A 26,382-nucleotide genomic window follows, 5' to 3' on the forward strand; every position below is an offset into this window, starting at 1 on the left:
CAATACCCAGTCTGTGATCAAAATTACAGGCTTTTTACAATGGATAAACTTAAAATTACATTAAATTCATGTTGGTGAAAATCACTGGAAATAAAACTCTGATATAATGTAACGATTCAGGATACATGAAATTTATGGATAATAAAAAAGGGTTTCGTTTTCTGACAAAAAAGGAATAATGAACATAACAGACTATGTGAAAAAAGTGAAGAGAAGGTGCGATATGGAACGGGAACTGCTCTCTGTTATAATTCCTTCTTACAATGAAGGTGAAAACATCAGACGAATCTTTGAGGCACTCGAGGAAGAGTTTCGCGATTTTCATTATGACTTTGAAATCATCTTTGTGAATGATGGAAGCAAAGACAATACGCTTCAATACATGAGAGAGCTCTCTCACAAAAGTGCAAAAGTCAAATACATTTCCTTTTCTCGTAACTTTGGGAAAGAAGCTGCAATTTTAGCAGGTCTTGAGCATGCAAAAGGGGAAGCTGCGATCATTATGGACGCCGACCTGCAGCACCCAACGTATTTGATTCAGGATTTTGTTAGAGGCTACGAAGAAGGTTATCATCAAGTCATTGCCAAACGAAACCGTAAAGGGGACAGCAAGCTTCGTTCTTACCTATCATCGATGTATTATAAAGTGATGAACAAGGTGGTTGAAGTGGACTTGCGTGATGGTGTAGGAGATTTCCGCTTAATTTCCCGTCAAGCGATCGACGCATTGCTTCAGCTAAAAGAGGGAAATCGTTTTTCAAAAGGCCTTTTTTGCTGGATTGGCTTTGAAGAAAAGGTCATCTATTATGAAAATGTGGAAAGACAGCATGGTGATACAAAATGGTCACTAAAGAAATTATTTAACTACGGGATTGATGGTGTCATTTCCTTTAACAACCGCCCGCTGCGTATTTGTTTTTATACGGGTATTTTGATCTTATTTCTCTCTTTGATTTACATCGTGGCGACCTTTATTCAAATCGTCAGAACGGGCATCATGGTACCGGGTTATTTCACTTTAATCTCAGCTGTGCTTTTCCTCGGTGGTGTCCAGCTCTTGAGTCTAGGTGTGATCGGAGAATACATTGGCCGGATTTACTATGAAACGAAAAAGAGGCCGCATTACTTAATTCAAGAATCAAATGTCATGGAACAAGAGACAAGCTCAAAAGAACAAGACCGAGTGTTAACGCAGTTATTTAAATAACGTGGAGTCAAATAACCGGCAAGCACGAATCGCTTGCTGGGTTGTTTTGTTTCAATGAACAGTGGATCTTTTGGAGAAAGGATTTAGATGATGAAACGTAGATGGATACTCATTGGAATGTGCCTCATTCTTGCTTTATTAGGACACTCCTTTTTCTTATATGAATATACGCAAGGCCGATATATGACGGGAGATGGGGATGGCATTTCGCAAATGCTCCCGTTTAAAAAACTGCTGTATGACGAATACGTCAAAGGAAACTTCTTTTATTCCTATCAATTTGGCCTAGGCGGCGGTACATATACGCAATTAGGTTATTATTTTACAACGTCGATGGTCTTTATGGTCACAGTCGCTGTTGTCTGGCTGTTAAATGCGCTTCACCTTATACAGTCAACAGACATTCACTTTTGGGCAAATGCTGTTATTTGGCTGAGTGTGATCAAGCTGACAGTCATTCTGTTCATCGCATATCGTGTGCTCCTTTCGATTGTGCAACATAGGCTGGGGGCGCTCACAGGTGCCGGTATTTACGGACTGTCTATTGTGTACTTTCGGCATCAAACGTTTTGGGAGTTTTTCACCGACAGCATGATGTGGCTTCCGCTGCTTGTGCTCGGGGTTGAACGGATTTTTAAAACAGGCAAGCCGGCATGGTTTATTGCGGCTTGCAGTCTCATGCTGATCAACAATTTTTACTTTGCTTACATTCACTTTATCTTTTTAGCCATTTATCTCGTCTTCAGATATATGATGAAGCTTCAAAGCGAGGAGCGAGGCTGGAAGGTGTTCTGGACCCTTGCGATCTCTACGTTGTTATCGTTTGGGATCAGTGCTGCCTTTTTTATCCCGTCTGTTTACGGCTTTCTCAATAATGTAAGACCGCCGTATGAACAGGCAATTCCTTGGTTTGCGCTGCATGATCATCTGCTGTTTACAAGCAGGGTGTATTTATTGCCGGTCATCTTTCTGATTTGTCTGTTTCTCGTTCCGCTATACCGGAACAGATGGTTTTTCATGTTCACATCGATCAGTGTTCTGCTGATCATTTTTCACTACAGTCCAAAGATGGCGAGCGTGTTTAATGGTTTTTCTGCACCGCAGTACAGATTTGAATACATTCTTGCTTTTACAGTCGGAGCAGTCGTAGCCATCACCATCAAGCATTTCTCGCAAATGGAGTGGAAGTGGAAAAAACGTGCGGTTTTAGGCGCTTGGATTGTATTCCTTCTCGCAGTCGCCCTTTCAGAACGAGCAAAGGGAAATATGGATGTTGTTGTATTTACCGGAATAGGACTGCTTGTGATCAGCTTGTTCTTCCTCTCGATACATGCGGGGAAACGTCTGCACCTTCATCTCTTGTCAGCTGTGCTCATCGTTGTGAGCTTACTGACAGCAGGCGTGTATCAGCAGGGCTACTTATTTGAAAGAAGCAATATTAAGAGCGTATCAGATACGTATCTGAATAGTGAGGCGTATGCTGGACATGAGCAAATGAAGCTCATTCAGCAGATTCAAAGCCGCTCAAAAGAAGATCCGCTTGCCCGGATTGATTGGATGAACGGCGTGCGCAACAACACCCCGTTATTTGAAGGCTTTCAAGGCATGAGTGCGTATTCAAGTATATTGAATCAGCATCTGCTCCATTTCTACTGGAATGACCTGCAAATTGATATGGGACGGGAAAGTGTCAGCCGGTATGCAACAATGGGGGACAGGGCGAATTTATACAGTCTGACCTACGGGAAGTATTATATGAGAGACAAATCGATGTCTTTCTCACCGCCGGTTTATTTTAAGCCCATATTGGAAAGCGAACATTATGAAGTGTATGAAAATACACATCCGCTCCCATTTGCAAGAACAACGAGTACCGTCTATTCAGAAAAGTCACTAGAGCATGCGTCAGCACTTGATAAAGAACATGCGATGTTGCAAGGTGTGATCTTAAACAAAAAAGGAAATGCTGAAATCGACCAATCGCCTGATCGAATAAAGGATACAAACATTCATACTGAACAAGCGGTATACGAAAATGGCGTGCTTGATGTATACGGGAAAACGGGCGGGCTGAATATCACCCTTCCAGATGATATCGCTCGCGTGGGGGATGTGTATGTGAGCTTTTATGTGAAGCGGACCGACCGTAACGAAGGGTTTCAGTTATCTGTAGATGACTACGTCACATCACGCAAAAGCAATACGTCTATCTACAAAACAGGCGTTAATGACGTGACGATCCGAGTCCCTGCGGGAAAAATCCTTTCCATACGAGTTCCAAAAGGGACGTATGAGCTGAGTCAATTAAAGCTGTATCATGAGCCTTACCGCACCCTTGCGCGGGCATATGAAAAAGAAAAACAGGATGATGGCAGCCAGCAGGTGAAGCTTAAAAATAACCGCTTTACGATTTCTTATGAGAACAAGCGCGGCGATGATTATATGATTCTGCCTGTTCCATATGAAAAAGGCTGGGAGCTCACGGTGAACGGCCATCAAACCGATATTGAACAAGCCAATTATGCGTTTATCGGTTTTCCAATAGAAAAAGGCAAAAACGAGATCGTGCTCACCTACTATCCGCCTTATATCAGAACTCTCGCATTGATTTCACTCGTCAGTTTGATCGGTGCGATCTTCTATGCACGGAGAAAACACAAGAAACACCACTTTTCAGCATAAGTGGTGTTTTTTTATCTTTCATCTCATACGTAAGTTTCTTCATCCCATTCAATCGTGTATTCGTTCATTTTTTTATCAATATCGTTTTGAATACTCATGTGCTGAAATAGCGCATTCAATTCCTCTGTCCTCTTTCTTCGATCCTTTTCATAATAATAGAACGCATCTCGATACTCATGATCCCTTAGCATCTTTGCTATGAGCATGGCATCTTCTAGACTATACGATGCTCCTTGACCAACAAAAGGGTTCGCCGTATGTACCGCATCACCTACAAGAACAACACGTCCTTTTGACCACACAGGAAAATCCTTTATTTCATAGATACTTCTTGGAAAGAACATGTTAGTATGATCGATGATGTCAGAAAGGTGTTTAGGAATGTTCTAATGTTCCATTTGTTTATATAATAACTGTCGGATGGTTTCTTGATTGGCTTTCTCAAAATGTTTTGTAGGTAACTTCTCAGGACACTGAGAGAAAGCTTGCCATAAAATATTCATTTTATTTGTTGGATGCGCTTTCCCAAAAATGAATTGAAAGTTTCCGTCATTGTAAAAATAACTTGTTGCCTCATCCAATACAAAATCCTTCACAAACGATACTCCTTGTAGTCCCCAAAAACCGCTATAGTCTAATTTAGCATTAAACGCAATAGCCTCTCTTGTTTTAGAAAAAGTTCCATCTGCTCCTATTACGATATCACCTGTTATCTCAGTTTCATCTTCAAAAAGAACCTGAACGGAATGAGGTTGCTGTTTGATTGAGATTAACTTTTTGTTGTACTTCACTTCTATTCCTTGACGGTGAACTTCTTTTAAAAGTGATTTGATGATTTGGTCTCTCATGACGTTCAGTAAAGGGGCATCATAATATTTTTCACTATAATTGTGAAATATCGCTTCTACTTCATTTTCACTGTTTATTTGCTGGATCTTCTTTATCACTGTTGCATTTGCTATCACTTCATTTTTACACCCGATTCCATCCAAAATCTTTACCCCATTCGGAGACAGTAAAAAACCTGCTCCTGTTTCTAATTCTTCATCTGACCTGCTTTCATAAATCGTACTTTCCATTCCAGCCTTTTTTAAAAATAAAGCAGTAGCCAATCCTGCTACACCACTGCCGATAATGATCACATTTTGAGATTTCATCATTTTTCCTCCCTTTTTACAAACAGACCGGTCGGTTTATTTTGGCGCAAAAAAATAAGCTTTTTCATATAGGACAGCGTATCACAATTCCCCCTTTTCATTTGGTAATTAAAGTATATGATAATATGTTATAAATGATTTAGCAAGAATGAAACTAACCAATTTCTGATCAACTTCTTTTAAAAACATGAAGGGGATAACAAAACATGAACAAAGACACCGTTATAAAACACTATGAACACACCCTTGAATGGGTGCAGTCACTAACGGAAGTAACAGAAGAAGAATGGCGTAGCGCCATCGCTGATGGAAAGTGGAGCATTGCTGAGATCATCGCACATTTCGTTCCATGGGATGAATTTATTTTACACGATCGCCTAAAGGAATTTTGGAACAATAAAGCGTTACCTCAGGCACCTGGTGTGCATGAAATGAACCGGCAGTCAGCCGAAAGAGCAAGAAAGGAAGAGAGAAGCGAGACGATCGGGCGATTTATTGCTGTTAGAACAAAATTGCTTCAAGAAACGAAGAAAATCGAAGCATCTCGCTGGACTACACCCTTTCTGATCGGTCAAACCGAGCTGACGTTATCAAGTTATTTTCAAGGTTTGATTAAACATGATCTCCATCATATGGAGCAGATTAAAAAAGTACTCTCTACAGAAAGACGATAGCGCCTCACGAAGCTTCCTTATCAAACGAAAACGACGCATAATCAAACAAAAAATGAAATAACCAAAGACTTAGCGCAAAGAGAATTTCTTCAGAAGTAGTCAGCAAAATGCCGTCAACCAATTCGTCTGATACATAGACAGCACCCCAAATAAACAAAAGGTGAAATAAAACGGCATAGAAAACGATGGATCGTTTTTTGGACCGACACTTACGAACAAACCGCATGAGCACGTGTTCCAGATGTTCAAAAGAGATCCCAAGTACAACATAGATGCCCATAAACAGAATCAACGATAAAATCGATTGGTAAAAAGCACCGGTCAAATGAAAGAACAGCACACAAAACAACAAAAATATGTAACAGACAGCTGATAGCGCCATGAGCCATTTCAGCCCTTGCCATAAAGCGTGAACAGATTGTTGCATGGGTAAACAACACTCCTTTACATGAAGATACCTGCAAAAAGAATAGCCTTTTTGCAGGAAGGTTGGAATTAATCCTCTTTTTTAGGTGCAGCGATGACAGGATGTTTTTCTGTATCAAGCAATTTCAAGAATTCTTCGCCTTGATCTAAATGATCCAAAACAAGCTGTTTCGGTGTGACCGCAAGCCACTGATTGAGTGAAATGTCTGCATAATGATCGCTCTTAAAGATTTCTAAGAAATAGAGCGGTTCGTCGCCTGTATTTTCTACATAATGCCCCATCGCAAATGGCACATAGCCAACGTCTCCCGCCTGATAGTTGAAGGTTCTCGCATGTCCATCAGAAGCAAAGACCGTCATTCGTGCCTTTCCAGAAATGAAATATTGCCATTCATCCGTATTTGGGTGCCAGTGCAGCTCACGAATGGCACCTGGATCAACTTTCACAAGAGCGGAGGCAATCGTTTTAGAAGCTTTGAAATTGGTAGAATCCGCAATCCACACTTGTCCGCCGCTTGACGTAATCGGCTCTTGCTTTAACAACTCATATTTAAAGGAGTTCGGGACTTCTCCTTGCTCTGTTTTCACCTTGTCACACTCAAGGGAACCAGGAATTCCTTTTTGGAAAATATACTTCTCTTTCTCTGGCAGCTTCTTAAATTGCTCCTTTGTCATTCCAAAGTTTTGGAGAACGACTTCCTCTGGGGTATGGGCAAGCCAATCAGTCACTTGGAACGTACTATTTTCAGAGAAGGAACCATCATCAAACACAAGCAAGAATTCCGCTCCCGGTTCAAGTGCTTGAATAGAATGCGGCAAGCCTGAGGGGAAGTACCATAAATCACCCTCGGTCACATCCTCTGTAAAATTGCGCCCCTCTGCATCAACCGATGTAATTCGGGCTTCCCCATAAATCATGTACGCCCACTCCGCTTCCTTATGCCAGTGAAGCTCACGAATCGCACCAGGCTTTAGCCGCATGTTCACAGAGGCAAGACTTTTAGAGATTGGCAGTTCACGTACCGTGACTTCTCTTGCGTAACCGCCTTTTTCTAAACGGTTGTGCGTATCAGAAAAAGAATATTTCATGTTGGAAACCGTTCCATGATCGGTTTCTGGTGGCGTGAGCATATCTGGGTTTTGTCTGTCTCGCTCGAGATTACGTGGAATTTTGACCGTTGCTCCTTTTTCTCCTCGAATCGGCTGCGGTACACCATTTTGCTTTTCACTCATGATAAAATCCCCTTTCAACATCGTATTGTGTGAGGTGACAAAAGGCCTTTCATTTCGCCCTCGTTTTCATAAGGTGAAACGAATCAAGAAGATGTCAATCTGATTCATCATTTTTTTGAACAGCGACCAATCGTTGGATGAGTTTGCTTAATTCATCAAACTTTCGTTCAAAACGTGTCAGCAAATAAATCGTTAAAATAGCAGGAAATCCAGCCTGACCGAGCTGCTTCAGCCATTCCTCCGAAAAAAAGGTCTCCATTTGTCTCACCTCCCAGCGGATGCTCGTCTTCTCTATAAGTGGTATGAAAGAAGAAATAGGAAATCAAAAGGGGAGAAAATGAACCATTAGACCCGTTTCACAAAGTTTACTTTTTTTAACTTTTGTCCACTTAATGCAAGTAGAGAGAACAAAGGGGAGGATGCACATGGATTATCGGCTGTTATTGAAAGCAAAATGGAAGGAAATAATTGATCACCCGCTCATTCAGCAATTTTTAAGCAATCCTAAAAACCAGCAGCTGCTCCGGCAAGTCATGGAAGAGCCAAACGAGGAAAATGCGAAAAAACTAGATTCCGAGTTCAAGCAGTTTTATCAAAAAATCCGCATCATCAAGTATATTTCCACAATGATCCGCATCTTTTCAGTCGACTTTGACAAACGAGTGAAAAAAAAGCAGCATCGTTTTCCGCTCATACTCGATCATCCTGATACGCAAGAAGTGAAAGACCCTGTTCAAACAGATACGTATGAAGCTGTGCTCTTTAACCAACAAGACTTAGGGGAGCACCTGCAAGACCCAAGATTGTACAAGGCCTATCAGCAGCTCACAGAAAAACAAAAAATGGTTCTAACCCATATTTATGTCGAAGGCCAAACGATGAAGGAAATAGCCGACCGGCTGGGCGAATCAAGACAAAACATCTCAAACATCCACAAAAAAGCGCTCAACAAACTAAAAGAAGAAACAGGGGGAGATGTCCGTGAACGAAGACAAAATGACCAATGGAGAAATGGAAGAACTCATTGAAACCTTCACACCCATGATCAAAAAGAAACTACAAAACACGGCATATCAAGAAAGAGAAGACCTCGAACAAGAACTCTATATCAAACTGATTGAAAAAGTAGACTGGCTGATTTACCAAGAGGGACCTGGATTTTGGGAGTTTATTGTGGAATATATGACGAAGATGTAAGCACAAAAAAAGACTCGCTCACACAGAGCCGAGTCTTAATTTTTTTTGCAGTTTTTCTTCACTGAAAATCCAGCCGGTATAGGAATTTTTGATTTGGTGGTCCATGTCGATATGGCAGATCGCGACGAAAGGATAGTGACCTTTGCTGCGGTAGCGCAAATCAATGAACCGGACTTCATAATGATCCTTGTATTTATCTACTTCCCACCGGTAGACAGGGGAGAAGGAGAGAAAGGCTGAAATGTTTTCATCCTGTTTGGCAATTTTCATAATCTCAGTATCAGGGACCGGCACACGGTTAAAGGTGTCTAAAATGATGATCTCACCATTCATACTGCGTCCAACATGGAAAGAGGATTTACATTTCACAGCAATACGCCATTGTCTAAACTTCATTGTAGGCGAAATGATTATTTCCTCAATCTCATCGAATCGTGCACGAAGCTGACGTTTAATCTGAAGCTGCATGATGACCCTGACGATATAATAACAAAAAATCACCGCATATAGCGAGATGAACGTATAGCCGGGATGACCGCCAATCGCCCAAACGACAATGGCGACAAGGTGTGTAAAAAAGATAAATGGATCAAACGTGTTAATGATCCCAAGCGCTACCCATTTCTTTGAAAATGGACGAATGGCCTGCGTGCCGTATGCATTGAATATATCGACAAACACATGAAGCACGACGGCTAATAGTGTCCATAACCAAAGGTGAAGTAAATTTGCCTCCGGCACAAATGGGAAAATCACAGCCGGAATTAGCAATGACCAAAACAGTACAGCCGGAATGGAATGAGTAAATCCCCGGTGATTTCTTATATAAACTGCATTATTTTTTAGTTTTAGCACAGTATCAATGTCTGGTGCTTGGGAGCCGGCGATGGTCGCGATCATCACGGCATGTGCCATGTGTGGATCTGCGCTGACGGCTGGATCTAAAAGCGCAAGTCCCCCAAGAGAAATGCCCATTACTACATGAGTACCAGTATCCAATTGATTACCTCCTAGTTGTCATGCTTAGGAACAATCATACAAAGTATACGTCTCTCATCAAGACTATGTGCAAAATCACTTTTGCTTTATCCCGATTTAATGTAACATGTTAACGTATCTACAAACAGTATACAACAAATAAGGTTCTTTTCAGAACGTTAGCCCTCGGTCCAATGAGAAGGAGTATAGATATGAAAGACATTCAAGAAAAGCTGGACCGCAAAGATATTGCGGGCTTTCAGCATGATTTAATCGATTGGTATGAAAAAGAACAACGTACACTTCCATGGCGTGAAAATCAAGATCCATACCGCGTCTGGGTATCAGAAGTGATGCTCCAGCAAACGAGAGTGGATACGGTCATTCCGTACTTCAATCGGTTTATGGAGCAATTCCCGACGGTGAAGGATCTTGCTTTAGCTGATGAAGAAAAGGTCATGAAAGCATGGGAAGGTCTTGGCTACTACTCACGAGTGCGTAATTTACAGGCAGCTGTGAAAGAAGTCTATGAATCCTACGGGGGCGTTGTCCCTGATACGAAAGAACAATTTTCAAAACTGAAAGGTGTAGGCCCGTATACGAGCGGCGCAGTGCTGAGTATAGCCTATAACAAGCCATACCCTGCGGTAGACGGCAACGTGATGAGGGTCATTTCCCGTATCTTGTCCATATGGGATGATATTGCAAAACCAAAAACGAGAAACATTTTCGAATTTGCGGTTGATCAGCTCATTTCCCGGGAAAAGCCGTCAGAATTCAATCAAGGGCTAATGGAGCTAGGTGCACTTATTTGCACCCCAACCTCTCCTGCATGCCTCATTTGTCCTGTAAACATGCATTGCTCAGCACTTGAGGAAGGCGTTCAGCATGAGCTGCCGGTGAAAAGTAAAAAGAAAAAGCCGACTGCGAAATCAATGGCAGCAGCGGTGTTATTTGATGATGCAGGCCACCTCTATATTCATAAGCGTCCAAGTACAGGTCTGCTTGCGAATTTATGGGAGTTCCCAAACATGGAAACAATGAAGGGAAGAAAAACGGAAAAAGAGCAGCTGATTGATTTCTTAAAAGAGGAAGCGGGTGTACAAGCAGAACTTGGTGATTTAGAAGGCACCATTCAACATGTATTTACCCACCTCATCTGGAATATTTCTGTTTTCTTTGGACGTGTGAACTCTGTATCTGATGACACGATGCTGAAAAAAGTCACAACAGAAGAATTTGAGGCATATGCTTTGCCAGTCTCACATCAAAAAATATGGAAGATGGCACTTGAACAGCCTAGTCATATTTAACCGTTGTACCATGGGTATAATCGGCTTCATTTCGGTGCAGCCCCCCGCGGTTTTCAATTTCAGAAATGATTTCTCGATACTTAGATTGCCCTTCTTCGTTTAAATAAGGTAAAATTTGTTGGAAAGCATGATGAAAAAAAGCAAGCTCAGTATCTTTCCATTGATCCTTTGACATCATGCCAAGCTGGCTTAAATCGCGTCCGACATACATGAATGTAACCTCCTAGTAGGAACTTTCCTATTAGTGTGAAGCGAATGGACGAAAACTATTCAAATCAGGAGATGAACCATAATGAACAAGCGTAAATGTGCACTAATTACAGGCAGCAGTAGAGGTGTCGGGAAAGAAGTAGCCCTTCGCCTGGCTGAAAAAGGATATGACATTGTCATTAACTATGCAAGAAGCAAAAAAGCAGCACTTGAAACAGCTGAAGAAATTGAAGCGATGGGTGTTAAAACATTAGTTGTCAAAGCCAACGTTGGTCAGCCAGAGAAAATCAAAGACATGTTCCAGCAAATTGACGAAACGTTTGGCCGTTTAGACGTATTTGTGAACAATGCGGCATCTGGCGTTCAGCGCCCAATCATGGATCTTGAAGAAAATCATTGGGACTGGACCATGAATATCAATGCGAAAGCCTTGTTATTCTGCGGACAAGAAGCAGCCAAATTAATGGAGAAAAACGGCGGCGGACATATCGTCAGCATTAGCTCACTAGGCTCCATCCGCTACCTTGAAAACTACACGGTGGTCGGTGTATCTAAAGCAGCACTAGAAGCTTTGACACGCTATCTATCCGTTGAGCTGTCACAAAAAAATATCGTCGTAAATGCCGTATCAGGCGGCGCCATCGATACAGATGCACTCAAGCACTTCCCAAATCGTGAAGAGTTATTAGAAGATGCTAAGAAAAATACACCAGCAGGCCGTATGGTGGAAATTAAAGACATGGTCGACAGTGTAGAATTCCTTGTATCAGGCAAAGCAGATATGATTAGAGGACAGACGATTATCGTCGATGGCGGACGTTCTTTGCTTGTTTAAAAAAATCATGAATAAGATGTACACCTTCTGCACAAATTAATGTGCGTGGAGGTGATAATGATGGATAAACAACAAAACAAAACAAACGCACAACAAGTGAAAAAACAAAACCAAGCTGCTGCACAAGGCGGTCAATATGGCACTGAATTTGCTAGCGAGACTGACGCACAGCACGTAAAAAAATACAACCAAAAAGCTGAGCAAAACAAACAACAAAACAGCTAATCACTGAAACAGAGGGAAGCACTTCATCTACGAATGAAGTGCTTTTCTTTTTGCCTCTCCCCACCATCCGACAAAACCTGTAAAACCTCTACATAAACAGTCAAAGGACTTCTTCCTTCTTTCAAGAAATGGTATAGATACAAAAAGTCGATACGAATGAAAGGGAGGAGTTAGATGTCTGATTTCGACCAGCTTGTCAAAGAACAAATGCAGCTTATGGATCAGCTGCTCGATGTACAAGGAGAACTTGATCTGTACTTAGAGACAGAAAAACGATTGCTGCAAGGTGAAAAAAAGGAAGAGCGGCATAAGCTTCATGATCAAATCAAACAGAAACGAGAGGAACTGCAAAAAGTCCAAACACTATTTACAAAACAGACTAAACAAGTCATCAATTCGTATAAGCAAATGGAGAAGAGCTCAACCGTGATGTAAAAGAGTGTGCCGTTCAATTGGGTTGAATGGCTTTTTCATTTCATTTTTTAATGATGTAACGGTATAATATAATAGAGACATGTTTAGTTGGGAAATTAGGTCTTTGGACTGTTAGGTTTGTTTGTTATAGAAAGTAGGGGAGAAAATATGGGCTATCCCAAGGAAGGAGAAACCATCCAAATTCAAAGCTATAAACATAATGGCTTGATCCACAGGATTTGGAATGAAACCACCATTCTGAAAGCAACGGAATTGTGTATCATTGGTGCAAACGATCGAACAATGGTGACTGAATCCGATGGCCGAACATGGATGACAAGAGAACCGGCTATTTGCTATTTTCATGCAAAACAATGGTTTAATGTCATTGGGATGCTTCGAGATGATGGGGTGTATTATTACTGCAACATCAGCTCTCCTTTTGCGACAGATGAAGAGGCGATTAAGTATATTGATTACGACTTAGATGTCAAAGTCTTTCCGGACATGACGTATAATATTTTGGATGAGGATGAATATGCAGATCATAAGAGGCAGATGAATTATCCAAAAGAAATCGATAGTATCTTACGAGAGCATCTAAATACATTACTGCATTGGATTCACCAGCGGAAGGGACCGTTTGCTCCAGAATTTGTGGATATGTGGTATGAACGTTTTTTGCGTTATACAAAATAAGTAACAGCAGCTAAAACCTGTTTGGCTTTTCAAAGCCAACAGGTTTTTGATTGCGTACGGATAAGAGGCACTGATAGATTGGGAAGGAGATTTACATGGGGGTCATAAAACGTTACATGGCTTTTGTAACACCGTATAAAAAACAGATTGCATTGACAATGGTGATCGGAATGATTAAGTTCTCGATCCCCTTAACATTGCCTCTGCTTTTAAAGTATGTCATTGATGATGTGATTCAAGGCTCTGGATCGGCTGAAGAAAAAACATCCACTCTCTTTATTATTATGGGAATCATGCTTGTATTATTTTTAGTGATGAGACCGCCTGTTGAGTACTACAGACAATACTATGCGCAGTGGACAGGCAGTAAAGTATTATTTGATATTCGGGAAAAGCTGTTCTCGCACATTCAAAAGCTAAGCCTTCGCTATTACGCCAACACGAGAACAGGGGAAATTATTTCAAGGGTCATCAACGATGTGGAGCAAACAAAGGAATTTGTCATCACAGGGCTTATGAACATTTGGCTTGATTTGATGACCGTCCTGATTGTGATAGCTATTATGTGTACACTGGATCTTAAACTCACCATTGTGTCTGTCATTATTTTTCCGCTGTATGCGTTAGCAGTGAAGTATTTTTACGGACGGCTTCGCAAGCTGACAAAAGAGCGGTCGCAGGCACTGGCTGAGGTACAAGGGCACCTGCATGAGCGAGTACAAGGAATGCCTGTCATTCGAAGCTTTGCGATTGAAGAATACGAACAAGAGAATTTTCACGATGAAAATAAAAATTTCTTAAACAAAGCGATCAATCATACGAATTGGAATGCCAAAACTTTCGCCGTCGTCAATACGATCACAGACATTGCGCCGTTGCTCATTATTGCTTTTGCTGGCTATACCGTCATTAACGGGTCGCTTTCAATTGGGACAATGATTGCCTTTGTCGGCTACATTGACCGGATGTACAACCCGATTCGTCGTCTCATTAACTCATCGACGACTTTAACTCAGTCAGTAGCATCAATGGATCGTATTTTTGAGTTTATTGATGAACCGTATGAAGTAACAGACAAGCCGAATGCAAAAGAAGCCAATCACTTAAAAGGAGATGTAGAATTTAAAGATGTGTCGTTCCGTTACGAACATACACAGGAAGAAATTTTACACAATATCTCCTTGAAAGTAGAAAAAGGTCAAACCGTTGCGCTTGTAGGAATGAGCGGCGGAGGGAAGTCGACGCTCGTCAGCTTAATTCCAAGATTTTATGATGTCACAAGCGGATCACTCGAAATTGATGGCATTGATATTAAAGAGTACAAGGCAAGAAGCCTGCGGAATCAAGTCGGGATGGTGCTCCAAGATACATTCTTATTCAGTGACACCATTAAAGAAAATATTGCTGTGGGAGACCCGGAAGCATCCTTTGAGAAAATTGTGTCGGCGGCCAAAGCGGCTAATGCCCATGAGTTCATCATGTCTCTTCCCGAAGGATATGACACAAAGGTAGGAGAACGTGGCGTAAAGCTATCAGGCGGTCAAAAACAACGAATTTCAATTGCGAGGGTATTTCTTAAAAATCCACCGCTGCTTATTTTAGACGAGGCGACGTCTGCACTTGATTTAGAAAGTGAACATTACATTCAAGAAGCGATGCAAAAGCTGGCAAAAGATCGCACAACTTTTATTGTTGCGCACCGTTTATCAACGATTACACATGCGGACCTCATTGTGGTCATGGAACAAGGGGAGATTGTGGAAAAAGGAACACATGAAGAATTAATGAACCGAGACAGCCACTATCGCCATCTATTTACCATTCAAACATTAAATTAGTAGAAGCCTATCCGATTCTAGCGGATAGGCTTTTTTATACTTGTCAAAAACATGACATATTTCCCAGCTTGTCTCAATACAATTTTAAAAAGTATGACGGGGTGGTGAAGATGTGAAAGAACAAGAAGTATTGCTAGATGTCAAACAGCTGTCCATTGCCTTTCAGCAAAAAAAGCAGAGAGTGCCGATCGTCCATGACATCTCATTCTCTATTCAAAAAGGAGAAACCTTAGGTATTGTGGGCGAATCTGGCTGCGGGAAAAGCATCACATCGATGTCTTTAATGGGGCTGAATCACCAAACAGAAACAACAGGTCACATACAATTTGAAGGTCAAAACCTGCTGTCACTGTCGGAGAAACAATGGCGAGAGGTCAGAGGGAATGACATCTCAATGATTTTCCAGGAACCCATGACTTCTCTCAATCCACTCATGACCATCGGCAAGCAAATGACAGAAGCCCTTTTCACACATCAGACTATCAGCCAAAAAGAAGCAAAAGTGAAGGCGGTAGATTTGCTTCAAACGGTAGGCCTGAAACAAGCAGCGTCATTACTCAAAAAATATCCACATGAACTATCGGGCGGCATGCGTCAGCGTGTGATGATTGCGATGGCGATGCTGTGTCACCCAAAGCTCATGATTGCAGATGAACCAACGACTGCACTTGATGTCACCATCCAAGCACAAATTCTTCGTTTGCTCAAAAAGTTAAATGAAGAGATGGACACCGCTATTTTATTTATTACTCATGATTTAGGCGTCGTGCGGCAAATATGCCAGCGTGTCATGATTATGTATGCCGGTCGAATCGTAGAAGAAGGAACCGTTGACCGTATTTTCCAAAAACCTCTCCATCCCTACACGAAAGGTCTTTTCGCCTCTGTTCCATCATTTAAAGAGAAAAAAGAAAAACTCATGTCTATTGCGGGTCATGTACCTAAGCCAGGAGCTATTCGGTCCGGCTGTCAATTTGCACCACGCTGTCCATATCAAATGACGCAATGTCTTGAAAAAGACCCATCTTTACAATCCATTTCACACAATCACCGCGTCGCATGTTTTCTAATGGAAGGAGGAGAAGACACTGAATCACCCACTGTTGCAAGTGAATCAACTGACGAAGCGTTATGACACATCGGCATTTTTTTCTAAACACAAACAGACGACTTTGGCTTTAAATCAAGTGTCCTTTCACGTGAAAGAAGGGGAGACGCTCGGCATTGTGGGCGAATCTGGCTGCGGGAAATCAACCCTTGGCAAAAGCTTAATGAGATTAATCGAACCGACTTCTGGCTCAATCCAAATGAAAGGAAAAGAAGTGACGCTTCTGAAAGAACGAGACATGCGTTCCTTCAGAAAAGACATTCAAATGATTTTCCAAGATCCATACGCTTCCTTAAATCCACGAATGAAAATCAGAGACATTTTAGAAGAACCACTCATTGTTCATAAACATGGAACAAAAGCAGAAAGACAAAAGCGTGTAAAAGAGATGCTGCACATTGTTGGGTTTGACCCATCCTATGGAGACCGTTATGCGCACCAATTCAGCGGCGGTCAGAGGCAGCGTATTGGAATTGCTAGGGCGCTGATTACTCATCCAAGTCTTGTGATTGCCGATGAGCCAGTTTCCGCTTTAGATGTATCGGTTCAAGCGCAAATATTGAATTTAATGCTCGAATTGCAAAAGACGCTTTCTCTGACGTACTTGTTTATTTCTCACGATCTAGGCGTTGTCAAGTATATGAGCGACCGAATTGCAGTGATGTACGCTGGCCGTATTGTAGAAATGGGTCCTGCGGAGGACGTATTTCACAAGCCCCTTCATCCTTATACATCGCTTCTTCTGAAATCCATTCCACATATGGATCACGTGCTGGAAACGCAGGATGTGTCAGCGGAAGAATCCAACCTGGTGTCAGAAGATGGCTGTCCTTTCTATAAAAGATGTCCAAAAAGGTGGGCGCAATGCTTGCAAGCTGTTCCGCCTTTGTATGAGGAGGAAACAGGCCATGCAGCTGCGTGCTATTTATATCAAAAGGAGGAACACAATGAAGAAGACATGGTTATTCAGTAGTTTCATTTTTGTGCTGGCACTTGCGTTATTTTTAGGTGGCTGTTCATCTTCATCAACATCAGAAGAAAAAGCCACAAAAGACACTCTCGTATTTGGCAGAGGAGGGGACTCTACGTCACTTGATCCGATTACAACAACAGAAGGCGAAACCTTCAAGGTCACAGAGAATATGTTTGAAAAGCTTTTGAATTACGGTGAAAAAGACACGACCATCCATCCGGGCCTCGCAACAGAATGGGATGTTGCGAAGGACGGAAAATCGTACACGTTCTACTTAAGAGAAGGTGTGAAATTTCACGATGGCACAGATTTTAATGCAGAAGCAGTGAAATTCAACTTTGACCGCTGGATGAATGGAGATGCCGAAAAATTTCCTTACTACGGCATGTTTGGCGGCTATAAAAAAGATAAAGGGCATGTCATTAAAGACATCATCGTCAAAGGAGAGCATGAAATTGAATTTCAACTCAAACGCCCGCAAGCAACATTTCTGAAAAACATCGCCATGTCACCATTTGGTATCGCTAGTCCTGCAGCAGTTGAAAAAAGCGGTGATTCATTTAGAGAAAACCCAGTGGGCACAGGACCATTTAAGTTTAAAGAATGGAAGCAAAACGACCGTATTGTCTTAGAAAAGAACGAAGATTACTGGCAAAAAGATAAACCAAAACTGAAACAAATCATCTTCCGCTCTATTCCTGAAAACTCTGCTCGTTTAAATGCGCTTAAAACAGGCGAAATCGACTTAATGGATGGCGTCAATCCGTCCGATTTAGATGGCATTAAAACAGACAAAGCGCTCCAGCTGATTGAAAGACCATCCATGAACGTAGGTTATATCGGGCTGACAGTGACTAGAAAGCCGCTTGATAACAAGTTGGTTCGTCAGGCACTCAATTATGCAGTTGATAAAGAATCAATCATCGAGTCGTTTTATGGAGGGCTTGCTGAACCAGCAAAAAATCCACTTCCTCCGTCATTAGAAGGCTACAATGACGAGATTGAGCCATATCCATATGATCCGGAAAAAGCAAAAGAACTATTGAAAGAGGCAGGCTTCCCTGACGGTTTTCGCATCAAGCTTTGGGCAATGCCTGTGCCGCGTCCATATATGCCAGACGGGATGAAGGTAGCTGAAGTCATTCAGTCAAACTTTGAAAAAGTTGGTGTCAAAGCCGAAATCGTCACATATGATTGGGCGACTTATTTAGATAAAGCAAGTAAAGGCGAAGCAGATGTGTTCTTATTAGGATGGACAGGGGACAATGGCGATCCTGATAATTTCATCTATACATTATTAGATAAAGACAGTATTGGCGGTAACAACTATACATTCTTCCAAAACGATAAAATGCATGACATCCTCATTGAAGCGCAGACCGATACGGATCAAAAGAAGCGAAATGAATTATATCAAGAAGCTCAAGAAATCATTCATGATGAAGCACCTTGGATTCCATTAGTCCATTCAATTCCAATGCTTGCCGCATCTAAAGATTTAAAAGGCTACCAGCCGCATCCGACTGGTTCCGAAGCATTGACTGACGTATATTTCGAATAAGCAAATAAGGGAGATCGTTCGATCTCCCTTATCCAAACAATGAAAAGGCGGTGAAAGCTGTTTGTTTGCTTATTGTATGAAGCGAGCAGGAATGCTCATTCCAGTACTGATCGGAATGACCTTAGTTGTATTTTCTATTATTCGGTTTATCCCTGGAAATCCGGCGCAGGTCATCTTAGGACAGCGGGCAACGAAAGAAGCAGTAGAGCAATTGACGATTCAGCTTGGTTTAGACCAGCCGTGGTACGTACAATATGGTCACTACATGCTGGGGCTCTTAAAAGGTGATCTAGGGACTTCCATACGAACAGGAGCGGCTATTGCCCAGGAAATGAAGCCTTACTTATTCGCTACATTAGAATTGACTTTCTTCGCTATGTTGCTGGCGATTATTGTCGGTGTGAATGCCGGAATCATTAGTGCGTGGTTTAAACATTCTTTCTTTGATTATGTGGCCATGTTTATTGCGCTCATTGGGGTGTCCATGCCGATTTTCTGGTTAGGCTTAATGGGACAGTGGCTATTCTCGATTGAATTAGGTATTTTGCCGACTACAGGACGAGAAAACGTCAGAAATCCGGTAGAGTCGATCACTTATATCCATACGCTGGACACGCTTTTGCAGGGACGATTTGATCAATTCTTTGACAGCATCAAGCATTTAATTTTACCAAGTACCGCTCTCGCAACGATTCCTGCTGCGATTATTGCAAGGATTACGAGGGCAAGTATGTTGGAAGTTCTTCATTCAGATTTTATTCGAACAGCAAAAGCAAAAGGGGTACGTTCATTTTTCATCATTTATCAGCATGGGCTGAAAAATGCGCTCATTCCGATTTTAACGATTATTGGTCTTCAAACAGGTCTCTTGCTAGGCGGAGCCATTTTAACAGAAACGATCTTTGCTTGGCCGGGAATTGGGCGGTATATTTACGATGCAATTAGCTATCGTGATTATCCTGTTATTCAAACTGGCATTCTTGTTGTTGCGCTCATATTTGTGCTGATCAATTTCATTGTGGATATCTTGTATGCAGTCATTGATCCGAGGATTAAATACTAGAGAAGGGAGAGTGACGACATGGAAGCGCAAAAAGAGCTTCAAGCACCTAAACAAAAGGAAGAACGCTCTCAATCACTGATTCTTGAATCGATGAAACTGTTCTTTCAGCACAAGCTGGCGGTCATTGGCACTGTGATTGTCTTTTTATTTCTGATCCTAGCAATCTTTGCACCGCTCATTGCTCCTTATGGAATCAACGAGCAGTCACTAGGCGAACGATTTAGTGCCCCTTCAGCTGCGCATTGGTTTGGTACGGATGATTTCGGGAGAGACATATTTTCTAGAGTGGTGCATGGAGCTCGAATTTCATTATGGGTGGGTTTCTTCTCCGTTCTCGGGTCGGTTATTTTAGGGACATTGCTTGGATTGATGGCAGGTTACGGCGGTAGATTATTGGATGCTGTCATCTCAAGACTATTTGATATTTTACTCGCTTTTCCTAGCATTCTATTAGCGATTGCGATCGTTTCCATCTTAGGACCTTCTTTACAAAATGCCCTTATTGCCATAGCGATTATTAACGTCCCCACATTTGGCCGGCTGGTTCGTTCAAAGGTGCTGAGCATTAAGCAAGAAGAATATGTTTTAGCAGCAAAGGCAGTCGGGATGTCACACCGCCGCATCGTTCTTCGTCACATTCTGCCAAATAGTATGGTGCCGGTCATCGTTCAAGCGACGCTTGCGATTGGTACTGCCATTATTGAAGCGGCGGCTTTAGGATTTTTAGGATTAGGTGCACAAGCGCCAAGTCCAGAGTGGGGGAAAATGCTTGCAGATGCGAGACCTTATCTCGTACAAGCGCCATGGACTTTATTTTTCCCGGGGATTGCGATCATGCTGACGGTTCTTGGCTTTAACTTGATGGGAGATGGATTAAGAGACACCCTTGATCCTAAAATGAAGAAAATAAAATAAGACCGATTCTAAGAATTGGTCACAGTGTGTAGACAAACCCTCGCATTCGTTGTTAGTCCTGCGTGCCGGTGCTCACGAATGTCAGATTCGCTCCGCTCCGGTACTCGTCCTTCCTTGATTTCAAGGGTTTTCAACTACGCTGAAAAGAAGACAAAGGGCTAAAATAAAGATCATTTTAGCCCTTTGTCAAAAATGTAAGCCCGATTCTTAGAATCGGGCTTTTCTATTTAAGCTTCTTTTTCTTCTGTCTCAATCTCACTATCTTTTGGGTGATACGTTTGGAAGCTTGTAATCAAAGTATCTAGATGCTCCAATTCATCACGGTATTCAATAATACTCGACATCACATTCAGCATATTGTAATCCAGCAAGTCGTTTTCTTGATTTTGCTGGTGCTGAATAAATGATTTCGTTAATGTTTCAAGACGAAGAGAGCATTCATTTTGGAAGTCATCGTCCTGCGGTTTCATTTTTCCAACAAACTTCATCAAGGTACGTTCATGCCAATAAAGCAAATAATCAATCTCATCTGTTAAGCTCTCTCTGAAATGCTCTGGCATCAAATGAATTTCATTTTCTAACTTATGAAGCTTTTTCAGCAAGTACAGTGCTCGATTAGACGTCATGATTGCCTGTCTGAATAAAACAAGCTTTCTAGATTTGACATAAGTTGTTTTCTTTAAATAGCTTCGTTCTTCTTTGTATAACAAGTAAATGTGATCTAATTTGATCATACGTTCTTTTATTTGATCGATGTCATCCTTTAAAGTGGAATGATCAGTAGACTGTCTGGAGCTCAGACGGATCCATTTTAAAATCTCCTCCGTATTTTCCATAATGTGATGAACAAGCTTTGTTTCATACTTTGGCGGCAGGAAAATCAAATTCACTAAAAATGAAGAAAGTACGCCTAACACCACAGTTGCTGTTCGAATTAAGGCAAAGGAAAGGAAATGATCCCCTGCACTTTCTAAAATCGCGATGACGGTTACGAGTGCAATCGGAATCGTGTGTTCAATCTTCAGCTTTAAATTAATCGCAATGACCATGACGGCAGTTAAGCCGATGATGACTGGTCCTGTGCCAAAAAGCAGACCGAACGTAATGGCAAGTGCTGCTCCAATAATATTGGCTTGCACTTGATCAACAATCGTTAAAAATGATCGATAAATAGATGGCTGGATAGCAAATACAGCTGCAATTCCCGCGAAGACGGGTGTCGGCAACCCAAGCCATGTTGCCAGGTAAAGCGCGAGTACAATGGCAATACCGGTTTTTAAAATACGGGCTCCAAGTTTCATTGGTTTTGTCCCTGCATTCCTTTCTTTTCGATAATAGATGACCACTTGTCATATATCATAAATATTTTGATGAAACAACTAAGTAATATACAGCGGTCTTCCGAAATATTCAAGTGATTTTTGAAAGTTCATGAAAACATCAAAAGAAGGTATTGAGAAAAAATGTAACAGATTCACTCGCTTTTGACAATCAAGAGCTGGTAAATAAAAAAACAGACGCATGAATTTACGTCTGTTTTTCTCCTCATTATGATTGTTTCAGTTGTTCAAACGCATGATCTACTGCTTTGAGCGTTTCAGAAATATCATTTTCAGTATGTGCAATGGTTAAGAACCATGCTTCATATTTAGAAGGCGCGAGGTTAATACCTTGTGCGAGCATGAATTTAAAGAAACGGGCGAACATTTCACCATCCGTATTTTCAGCCTGCTCGTAGTTCACAATCGTTTCCTTTGTAAAATAAATGGTGAGAGCACCTTTTAAACGATTCACTGTAATATCTACTTGATGTTTTTTTGCGTGGGCTAAAATTCCCTCTTCTAACATTGCCCCGAGCTGATCAAGACGTTCGTAGACCCCGTCTTCTTTTAACACTTCCAAGCATGCAATACCAGAAAGGATAGAGGCGGGATTACCTGCCATCGTACCAGCTTGGTAGGCTGGTCCAAGCGGGGCGACTTGCTCCATAATTTCTTTTTTGCCGCCGTAAGCGCCGATTGGAAGACCGCCGCCGATAATTTTACCTAATGCAGTGAGGTCAGGTTTTACTTGAAGCAAGTCCTGTGCACCACCATACATAAAGCGGAAAGCTGTAATGACTTCATCATAGATGACTAGAGCCCCTTTTTCATGAGTCAGGTCATTAACCTGCTGCAGGAAACCGTCTTTAGGCTCTACGATGCCAAAGTTCCCGACAATTGGCTCAACAAGAACAGCTGCTACTTCATCACCCCAGCGGTCTAATGCTTCTTTGTAGCTGTCTATATCGTTGAATGGAACGGTAATGACTTCATTGGCAATACTTTTAGGCACGCCCGCTGAATCTGGTGTTCCTAAAGTGGAAGGTCCAGAGCCGGCCGCAACTAGCACAAGATCAGAATGGCCGTGGTAACATCCGGCAAACTTAATGATCTTTGTTCTGCCTGTATAAGCGCGAGCGACACGGATTGTTGTCATCACAGCTTCTGTACCTGAATTGACAAAACGAACTTTATCCAAAGCAGGCATCGCTTCCTTCAGCATCTTAGCAAAAGTGACTTCATGCTTCGTTGGTGTTCCGTAAAGGACACCCGTCTCGGCTGCTTTCGTGATGGCTTTTGTAATATGAGGATGAGCATGTCCCGTAATAATTGGACCGTATGCCGCTAAATAGTCGATATAACGGTTTCCGTCAACATCCCAAAAATAAGCGCCTTCTCCTTTTTCCATTGCAACAGGTGACCCGCCGCCAACTGCTTTATATGAACGAGATGGGCTGTTAACCCCTCCAACAATATGCTCCAGCGCCTCTTGATGTAATTTTTCTGATTCGGTGAATTTCATAAATAGCCTCCTATCTCAACGTATCACGTCGTCTATCATTATTTTAACATGCCGATGCAAGCGTCCTTAGTTGAATATCTTCTCGAAATTGGATAGGCTAATGAAAAAATAGGTTGGAGGGATTGTATCATGACAATCGAAGTGGGGCAGCAAGTACCTGATATTGAATTACTTGGTGATAATGGAGAGAAAGTAAAGCTCTCTGATTTTAAAGGGAAACACATTGTCCTTTATTTTTATCCAAAAGATATGACGCCAGGGTGTACAACGGAAGCTTGTGATTTCCGTGACCGCCATCAAAGTTTTGCCGAATTAGATGCTGTCATCATCGGCGTAAGCCCAGACGGTCAAGACAAGCACCAAAAGTTTAAAGAAAAACATGACTTACCTTTCCTGCTTCTTGTAGATGACGAACAAAAATTGTCTGAAGCTTTCGGTGTATGGAAGCTGAAAAAGAACTTTGGTAAGGAATACATGGGAATTGAACGCTCAACGTTTCTTATTAATAAAGAAGGAAAGCTTGTGAAAGAGTGGCGTAAAGTAAAGGTGAAAGATCATGTGGAAGAAGCGCTTGAGGAACTGAAAGCTCACGCTTAATATGTTGACGAGATGAGATCGGCAGTCGTGCCGGTCTTTTTTGTATAGAAGAATAGGTAAAAAAGAGGATTGTAATTGACAAAGTTTCGGCTCTGGGGGTACACTATTTATAAAGATTATAATATAAGAATATTTTTGAAAAGAGAGGTGCATGATGAAATGGCTGCTCACGAACTAAAAGATGCTTTAGACGCTCTAAAAGAAACCGGTGTTCGAATTACTCCGCAGCGCCATGCCATCTTGGAGTTTCTCGTAAATTCTATGACACACCCAACCGCGGACGATATATATAAGGCACTTGAAGGGAAATTTCCTAATATGAGTGTAGCAACGGTTTACAACAATTTACGAGTCTTCCGGGAATCTGGATTAGTAAAAGAATTAACGTATGGGGATTCCTCAAGCCGATTTGATTTTGCGACATCTGACCATTACCATGCGATTTGTGAAAACTGCGGAAAGATCGTTGACTTTCACTATCCTGGCCTTGATGAAGTAGAACAGCTTGCATCCCATGTGACAGGCTTTACAGTAAGTCATCATCGCTTGGAGATCTATGGCACTTGTCAAGAATGTGCAAAAAAAGAAAATCATTAATGAGAAAGCTGACCAGTTGAATGGTCAGCTTATTTTTATGACTTTTTTCGATTGTAGGATTCATCAAACTCTTTGCCTTCTAATGCTGGATCGAGTGTAAGTGGCTCTCTGCAATGCATGCACATGTCCACCCGCCCAAGCACTTTTGTTTCCTTCTCACAGCCTGGACATACGACACGGACTGCCTTCGTAGAAAGCATACCGATCCAAAAGTAAACGGCTGTACTCAATCCAATCGATAACACGCCGAGTAGCATAAAGAAGGTCGACAGCCAGACCGATTCCTTGAAGAACACACCGATATACATGATCAAAAAACCAACAAAAACCAAACTAAGTGCAAATGTTCTGATTTTATTAATCTTACTGGAGTATTTCGCCATCCCTAGTCCCCCTTATCTCCAATATAGCACATTTTACCTTTCTGTTTGAATTAGTTATAGAGTTTTGTGAATAAATTGCTTATAATGATTCAACGATCTTTTTTCATGTATTGAAGGAATTTTGATTCTATGAGGAGAAATACATAGCATTAGAGAAGAACCTTACACCCGAGTATTGGAGGAATCACTATGGAAAATCTTCTCCGTCCTATTTATCAAGAGAGAGCAAGTCATCCAGATACATTAGCTGTGATTATAGTAGAAAGAAGGCATAAAGTATCTTCTGAGACGGATAACTTTGATGCAGCGCTTCTAGTCATCGTAAAGGATGCGGAAGAACCTTTATTTATTAAGCACTATGAATCCGATCACCAGACAGCTTCTTTAAATGTTGTCACAGATGATCAGCTGAAGGAATGGATTACCTTAGGTACCAACAGGCGGATTATTGATTGGATTTTAAACGGAAAAGTCCTGTTTGATCGAAATGAATATATTTTCAACTTGATTGATGAACTGAGTACATTCCCGTTTTCTAACCGTAAGCTCAAAATTGGTTTAGAATATGGCAAGCTCATTCGCAGATATATAGAAGGAAAAGCATTTTTTGAATCAAATCAATTCCTCGATGCATATAATTCCATTGTGCATGCCCTGCATCATCTGGCGCGTATTGAAGTGATTGATAAAGGCTTCCACCCAGAAGTGACCGTTTGGAACCAAGTACGTCATATGGAACCGGAAGTATATAAACTTTATTCAGAGTTGATTGAAAGCCATGAAAGTCTTCATAAGCGGTTAGAACTTTTATTCCTAGCGAATGATTTCTTGATTCATTCAAAAGCAGAAATTGGTGCGGCTCATTTGCGTCATGTCATGGAACAGCAGGATATTTGGCTGTTTGGCGAGCTTCTTGCGCATCCTGATCTCAAACATTTCACGCCTGATCTTAGTGTGATGATTGATTTCTTTGTGGAAAAAGGAATTGTGCTAGTAGAGCCAATTGAGACGAAGGGGCAAAAAATCTATCATCGAGGATATTTTGTTAAAAAAGATATTGACGTATGAATATTATGATGGTATATTATTAAACGTCGCTAATGAGCAACCGAGTTGCTTTGAAAGAAAAGCGCACAAAAAGAAATTCAGAAAAACACTTGACGCACACGGCGCTCAAATGTTATATTAAGAAAGTCGCTTCTGAGCGATAACGAAGATGATCTTTGAAAACTAAACAAGACAAAACGTACCTG

The 26,382-nt window shown here is 41.5% G+C and carries 28 protein-coding genes and 1 pseudogene; 19 read left to right on the forward strand and 10 right to left on the reverse strand.

Going from position 1 to position 26,382, the window contains the following annotated elements; genetic code table 11:
• Window positions 1-223: 223 nt before the first annotated feature.
• Both NSQ70_RS04235 and NSQ70_RS04240 read left to right on the forward strand, forming a co-directional pair.
• On the forward strand, window positions 224-1,207 hold the full coding sequence (locus tag NSQ70_RS04235; RefSeq protein WP_008341983.1) for a glycosyltransferase family 2 protein: 984 nt from the start codon (window positions 224-226) through the stop codon (window positions 1,205-1,207).
• An 87-nt stretch (window positions 1,208-1,294) separates the two neighbouring features.
• Window positions 1,295-3,889 carry a YfhO family protein gene (locus NSQ70_RS04240; RefSeq protein WP_342502479.1) on the forward strand — a complete coding sequence of 865 codons (2,595 nt, stop codon included), beginning with the start codon at window positions 1,295-1,297 and terminating at the stop codon, window positions 3,887-3,889.
• Between the two features lie 23 nt (window positions 3,890-3,912).
• On the opposite strand, the gene NSQ70_RS04245 is transcribed toward NSQ70_RS04240, so the two are convergent.
• Both NSQ70_RS04245 and NSQ70_RS04250 read right to left on the reverse strand, forming a co-directional pair.
• Complete coding sequence (locus NSQ70_RS04245) at window positions 3,913-4,191, reverse strand: FAD-dependent monooxygenase (RefSeq protein WP_342502480.1); 279 nt, start codon at window positions 4,189-4,191, stop codon at window positions 3,913-3,915.
• A gap of 84 nt (window positions 4,192-4,275) precedes the next feature.
• Window positions 4,276-5,046 carry an NAD(P)/FAD-dependent oxidoreductase gene (locus tag NSQ70_RS04250; RefSeq protein WP_342502481.1) on the reverse strand — a complete coding sequence of 257 codons (771 nt, stop codon included), beginning with the start codon at window positions 5,044-5,046 and terminating at the stop codon, window positions 4,276-4,278.
• Between the two features lie 206 nt (window positions 5,047-5,252).
• On the opposite strand from NSQ70_RS04250, the gene NSQ70_RS04255 reads away from it, so the two are divergent.
• Window positions 5,253-5,720: a DinB family protein gene (locus NSQ70_RS04255; protein WP_342502482.1), complete on the forward strand. Its 468-nt coding sequence runs from the start codon at window positions 5,253-5,255 to the stop codon at window positions 5,718-5,720.
• 4 nt (window positions 5,721-5,724) lie between these two features.
• Here NSQ70_RS04255 and NSQ70_RS04260 read toward each other — a convergent pair whose 3' ends face one another.
• From NSQ70_RS04260 to NSQ70_RS04270, 3 genes are all read right to left on the reverse strand, one after another.
• The gene (locus tag NSQ70_RS04260; RefSeq protein WP_017366876.1) at window positions 5,725-6,147 is read right to left on the reverse strand and encodes a regulatory YrvL family protein; all 423 of its coding nucleotides are present in this window, start codon (window positions 6,145-6,147) and stop codon (window positions 5,725-5,727) included.
• Window positions 6,148-6,215: 68 nt separating this feature from the next.
• Window positions 6,216-7,379 (reverse strand): oxalate decarboxylase family bicupin, encoded by a 1,164-nt coding sequence (locus tag NSQ70_RS04265; protein ID WP_335364433.1) that lies wholly within the window; start codon window positions 7,377-7,379, stop codon window positions 6,216-6,218.
• A 94-nt stretch (window positions 7,380-7,473) separates the two neighbouring features.
• The gene (locus tag NSQ70_RS04270; RefSeq protein ID WP_073415715.1) at window positions 7,474-7,638 is read right to left on the reverse strand and encodes a YvrJ family protein; all 165 of its coding nucleotides are present in this window, start codon (window positions 7,636-7,638) and stop codon (window positions 7,474-7,476) included.
• Window positions 7,639-7,804: 166 nt separating this feature from the next.
• On the opposite strand from NSQ70_RS04270, the gene NSQ70_RS04275 reads away from it, so the two are divergent.
• Together NSQ70_RS04275 and rsoA are read left to right on the forward strand one after the other, a co-directional pair.
• Window positions 7,805-8,407, forward strand: a complete 603-nt coding sequence (locus NSQ70_RS04275; protein WP_335364432.1) for a sigma-70 family RNA polymerase sigma factor — start codon at window positions 7,805-7,807, stop codon at window positions 8,405-8,407.
• Window positions 8,355-8,576, forward strand: a complete 222-nt coding sequence (gene rsoA / locus NSQ70_RS04280; protein ID WP_038475040.1) for a sigma-O factor regulator RsoA — start codon at window positions 8,355-8,357, stop codon at window positions 8,574-8,576. The genes NSQ70_RS04275 and rsoA overlap by 53 nt, the downstream gene beginning before the upstream one ends.
• 18 nt (window positions 8,577-8,594) lie before the next feature.
• On the opposite strand, the gene NSQ70_RS04285 is transcribed toward rsoA, so the two are convergent.
• A complete protein-coding gene (locus NSQ70_RS04285) occupies window positions 8,595-9,575 on the reverse strand; it encodes a metal-dependent hydrolase (RefSeq protein ID WP_342502483.1) in 981 nt (326 codons plus the stop codon).
• Between the two features lie 191 nt (window positions 9,576-9,766).
• On the opposite strand from NSQ70_RS04285, the gene mutY reads away from it, so the two are divergent.
• Window positions 9,767-10,867 carry an A/G-specific adenine glycosylase gene (gene mutY / locus NSQ70_RS04290; RefSeq protein WP_326110968.1) on the forward strand — a complete coding sequence of 367 codons (1,101 nt, stop codon included), beginning with the start codon at window positions 9,767-9,769 and terminating at the stop codon, window positions 10,865-10,867.
• Here the strand turns inward: mutY and NSQ70_RS04295 are convergent.
• Window positions 10,854-11,078 (reverse strand): hypothetical protein, encoded by a 225-nt coding sequence (locus tag NSQ70_RS04295; protein ID WP_008341962.1) that lies wholly within the window; start codon window positions 11,076-11,078, stop codon window positions 10,854-10,856. The two genes, mutY and NSQ70_RS04295, sit on opposite strands and share 14 nt — an antisense overlap.
• 81 nt (window positions 11,079-11,159) lie before the next feature.
• On the opposite strand from NSQ70_RS04295, the gene fabL reads away from it, so the two are divergent.
• The 10 genes and pseudogenes from fabL to NSQ70_RS04345 all read left to right on the forward strand — a co-directional run bounded on the left by fabL (window position 11,160) and on the right by NSQ70_RS04345 (window position 20,708).
• Window positions 11,160-11,912, forward strand: coding sequence for an enoyl-[acyl-carrier-protein] reductase FabL (gene fabL, locus NSQ70_RS04300; RefSeq protein ID WP_007496726.1), 753 nt, complete (start codon window positions 11,160-11,162; stop codon window positions 11,910-11,912).
• 75 nt (window positions 11,913-11,987) lie between these two features.
• A pseudogene (locus NSQ70_RS04305) lies at window positions 11,988-12,137 on the forward strand (gamma-type small acid-soluble spore protein); the annotation flags it as partial.
• 174 nt (window positions 12,138-12,311) lie between these two features.
• Window positions 12,312-12,572, forward strand: a complete 261-nt coding sequence (locus NSQ70_RS04310; RefSeq protein WP_045034510.1) for a YgaB family protein — start codon at window positions 12,312-12,314, stop codon at window positions 12,570-12,572.
• A 147-nt stretch (window positions 12,573-12,719) separates the two neighbouring features.
• Complete coding sequence (locus tag NSQ70_RS04315; RefSeq protein WP_008341956.1) at window positions 12,720-13,250, forward strand: DUF402 domain-containing protein; 531 nt, start codon at window positions 12,720-12,722, stop codon at window positions 13,248-13,250.
• Window positions 13,251-13,345: 95 nt separating this feature from the next.
• Window positions 13,346-15,088, forward strand: a complete 1,743-nt coding sequence (locus tag NSQ70_RS04320; protein ID WP_282900890.1) for an ABC transporter ATP-binding protein — start codon at window positions 13,346-13,348, stop codon at window positions 15,086-15,088.
• Window positions 15,089-15,200: 112 nt separating this feature from the next.
• Complete coding sequence (locus NSQ70_RS04325) at window positions 15,201-16,223, forward strand: ABC transporter ATP-binding protein (RefSeq protein ID WP_019743186.1); 1,023 nt, start codon at window positions 15,201-15,203, stop codon at window positions 16,221-16,223.
• Window positions 16,192-17,169: an ABC transporter ATP-binding protein gene (locus tag NSQ70_RS04330; RefSeq protein ID WP_268373693.1), complete on the forward strand. Its 978-nt coding sequence runs from the start codon at window positions 16,192-16,194 to the stop codon at window positions 17,167-17,169. The genes NSQ70_RS04325 and NSQ70_RS04330 overlap by 32 nt, the downstream gene beginning before the upstream one ends.
• Window positions 17,144-18,730 (forward strand): ABC transporter substrate-binding protein, encoded by a 1,587-nt coding sequence (locus tag NSQ70_RS04335; protein WP_017358851.1) that lies wholly within the window; start codon window positions 17,144-17,146, stop codon window positions 18,728-18,730. Before NSQ70_RS04330 ends, NSQ70_RS04335 begins: the two co-directional genes overlap by 26 nt.
• Window positions 18,731-18,791: 61 nt before the next feature.
• Window positions 18,792-19,793 carry an ABC transporter permease gene (locus NSQ70_RS04340; RefSeq protein ID WP_007496737.1) on the forward strand — a complete coding sequence of 334 codons (1,002 nt, stop codon included), beginning with the start codon at window positions 18,792-18,794 and terminating at the stop codon, window positions 19,791-19,793.
• A gap of 18 nt (window positions 19,794-19,811) precedes the next feature.
• Window positions 19,812-20,708: an ABC transporter permease gene (locus NSQ70_RS04345; RefSeq protein WP_007496739.1), complete on the forward strand. Its 897-nt coding sequence runs from the start codon at window positions 19,812-19,814 to the stop codon at window positions 20,706-20,708.
• Window positions 20,709-20,935: 227 nt separating this feature from the next.
• On the opposite strand, the gene NSQ70_RS04350 is transcribed toward NSQ70_RS04345, so the two are convergent.
• Window positions 20,936-22,009 (reverse strand): aromatic acid exporter family protein, encoded by a 1,074-nt coding sequence (locus NSQ70_RS04350; RefSeq protein WP_024718258.1) that lies wholly within the window; start codon window positions 22,007-22,009, stop codon window positions 20,936-20,938.
• 247 nt (window positions 22,010-22,256) lie between these two features.
• Window positions 22,257-23,552 (reverse strand): glutamate-1-semialdehyde 2,1-aminomutase, encoded by a 1,296-nt coding sequence (locus NSQ70_RS04355; protein WP_008341922.1) that lies wholly within the window; start codon window positions 23,550-23,552, stop codon window positions 22,257-22,259.
• Between the two features lie 129 nt (window positions 23,553-23,681).
• On the opposite strand from NSQ70_RS04355, the gene bcp reads away from it, so the two are divergent.
• Complete coding sequence (bcp, locus tag NSQ70_RS04360) at window positions 23,682-24,149, forward strand: thioredoxin-dependent thiol peroxidase (RefSeq protein WP_007496746.1); 468 nt, start codon at window positions 23,682-23,684, stop codon at window positions 24,147-24,149.
• Window positions 24,150-24,308: 159 nt separating this feature from the next.
• Window positions 24,309-24,746, forward strand: coding sequence for a peroxide-responsive transcriptional repressor PerR (gene perR, locus NSQ70_RS04365; protein ID WP_003217782.1), 438 nt, complete (start codon window positions 24,309-24,311; stop codon window positions 24,744-24,746).
• A 35-nt stretch (window positions 24,747-24,781) separates the two neighbouring features.
• Here perR and NSQ70_RS04370 read toward each other — a convergent pair whose 3' ends face one another.
• Window positions 24,782-25,129, reverse strand: a complete 348-nt coding sequence (locus tag NSQ70_RS04370) for a YgzB family protein (protein WP_007496750.1) — start codon at window positions 25,127-25,129, stop codon at window positions 24,782-24,784.
• 189 nt (window positions 25,130-25,318) lie between these two features.
• On the opposite strand from NSQ70_RS04370, the gene NSQ70_RS04375 reads away from it, so the two are divergent.
• The gene (locus NSQ70_RS04375) at window positions 25,319-26,197 is read left to right on the forward strand and encodes a nucleotidyltransferase-like protein (RefSeq protein WP_025206981.1); all 879 of its coding nucleotides are present in this window, start codon (window positions 25,319-25,321) and stop codon (window positions 26,195-26,197) included.
• The last annotated feature ends 185 nt before the right edge of the window (window positions 26,198-26,382 follow it).

Origin of the sequence: Bacillus sp. FSL R5-0397, assembly GCF_038593395.1 — a bacterium.
Lineage (GTDB): Bacteria > Bacillota > Bacilli > Bacillales > Bacillaceae > Bacillus > Bacillus altitudinis.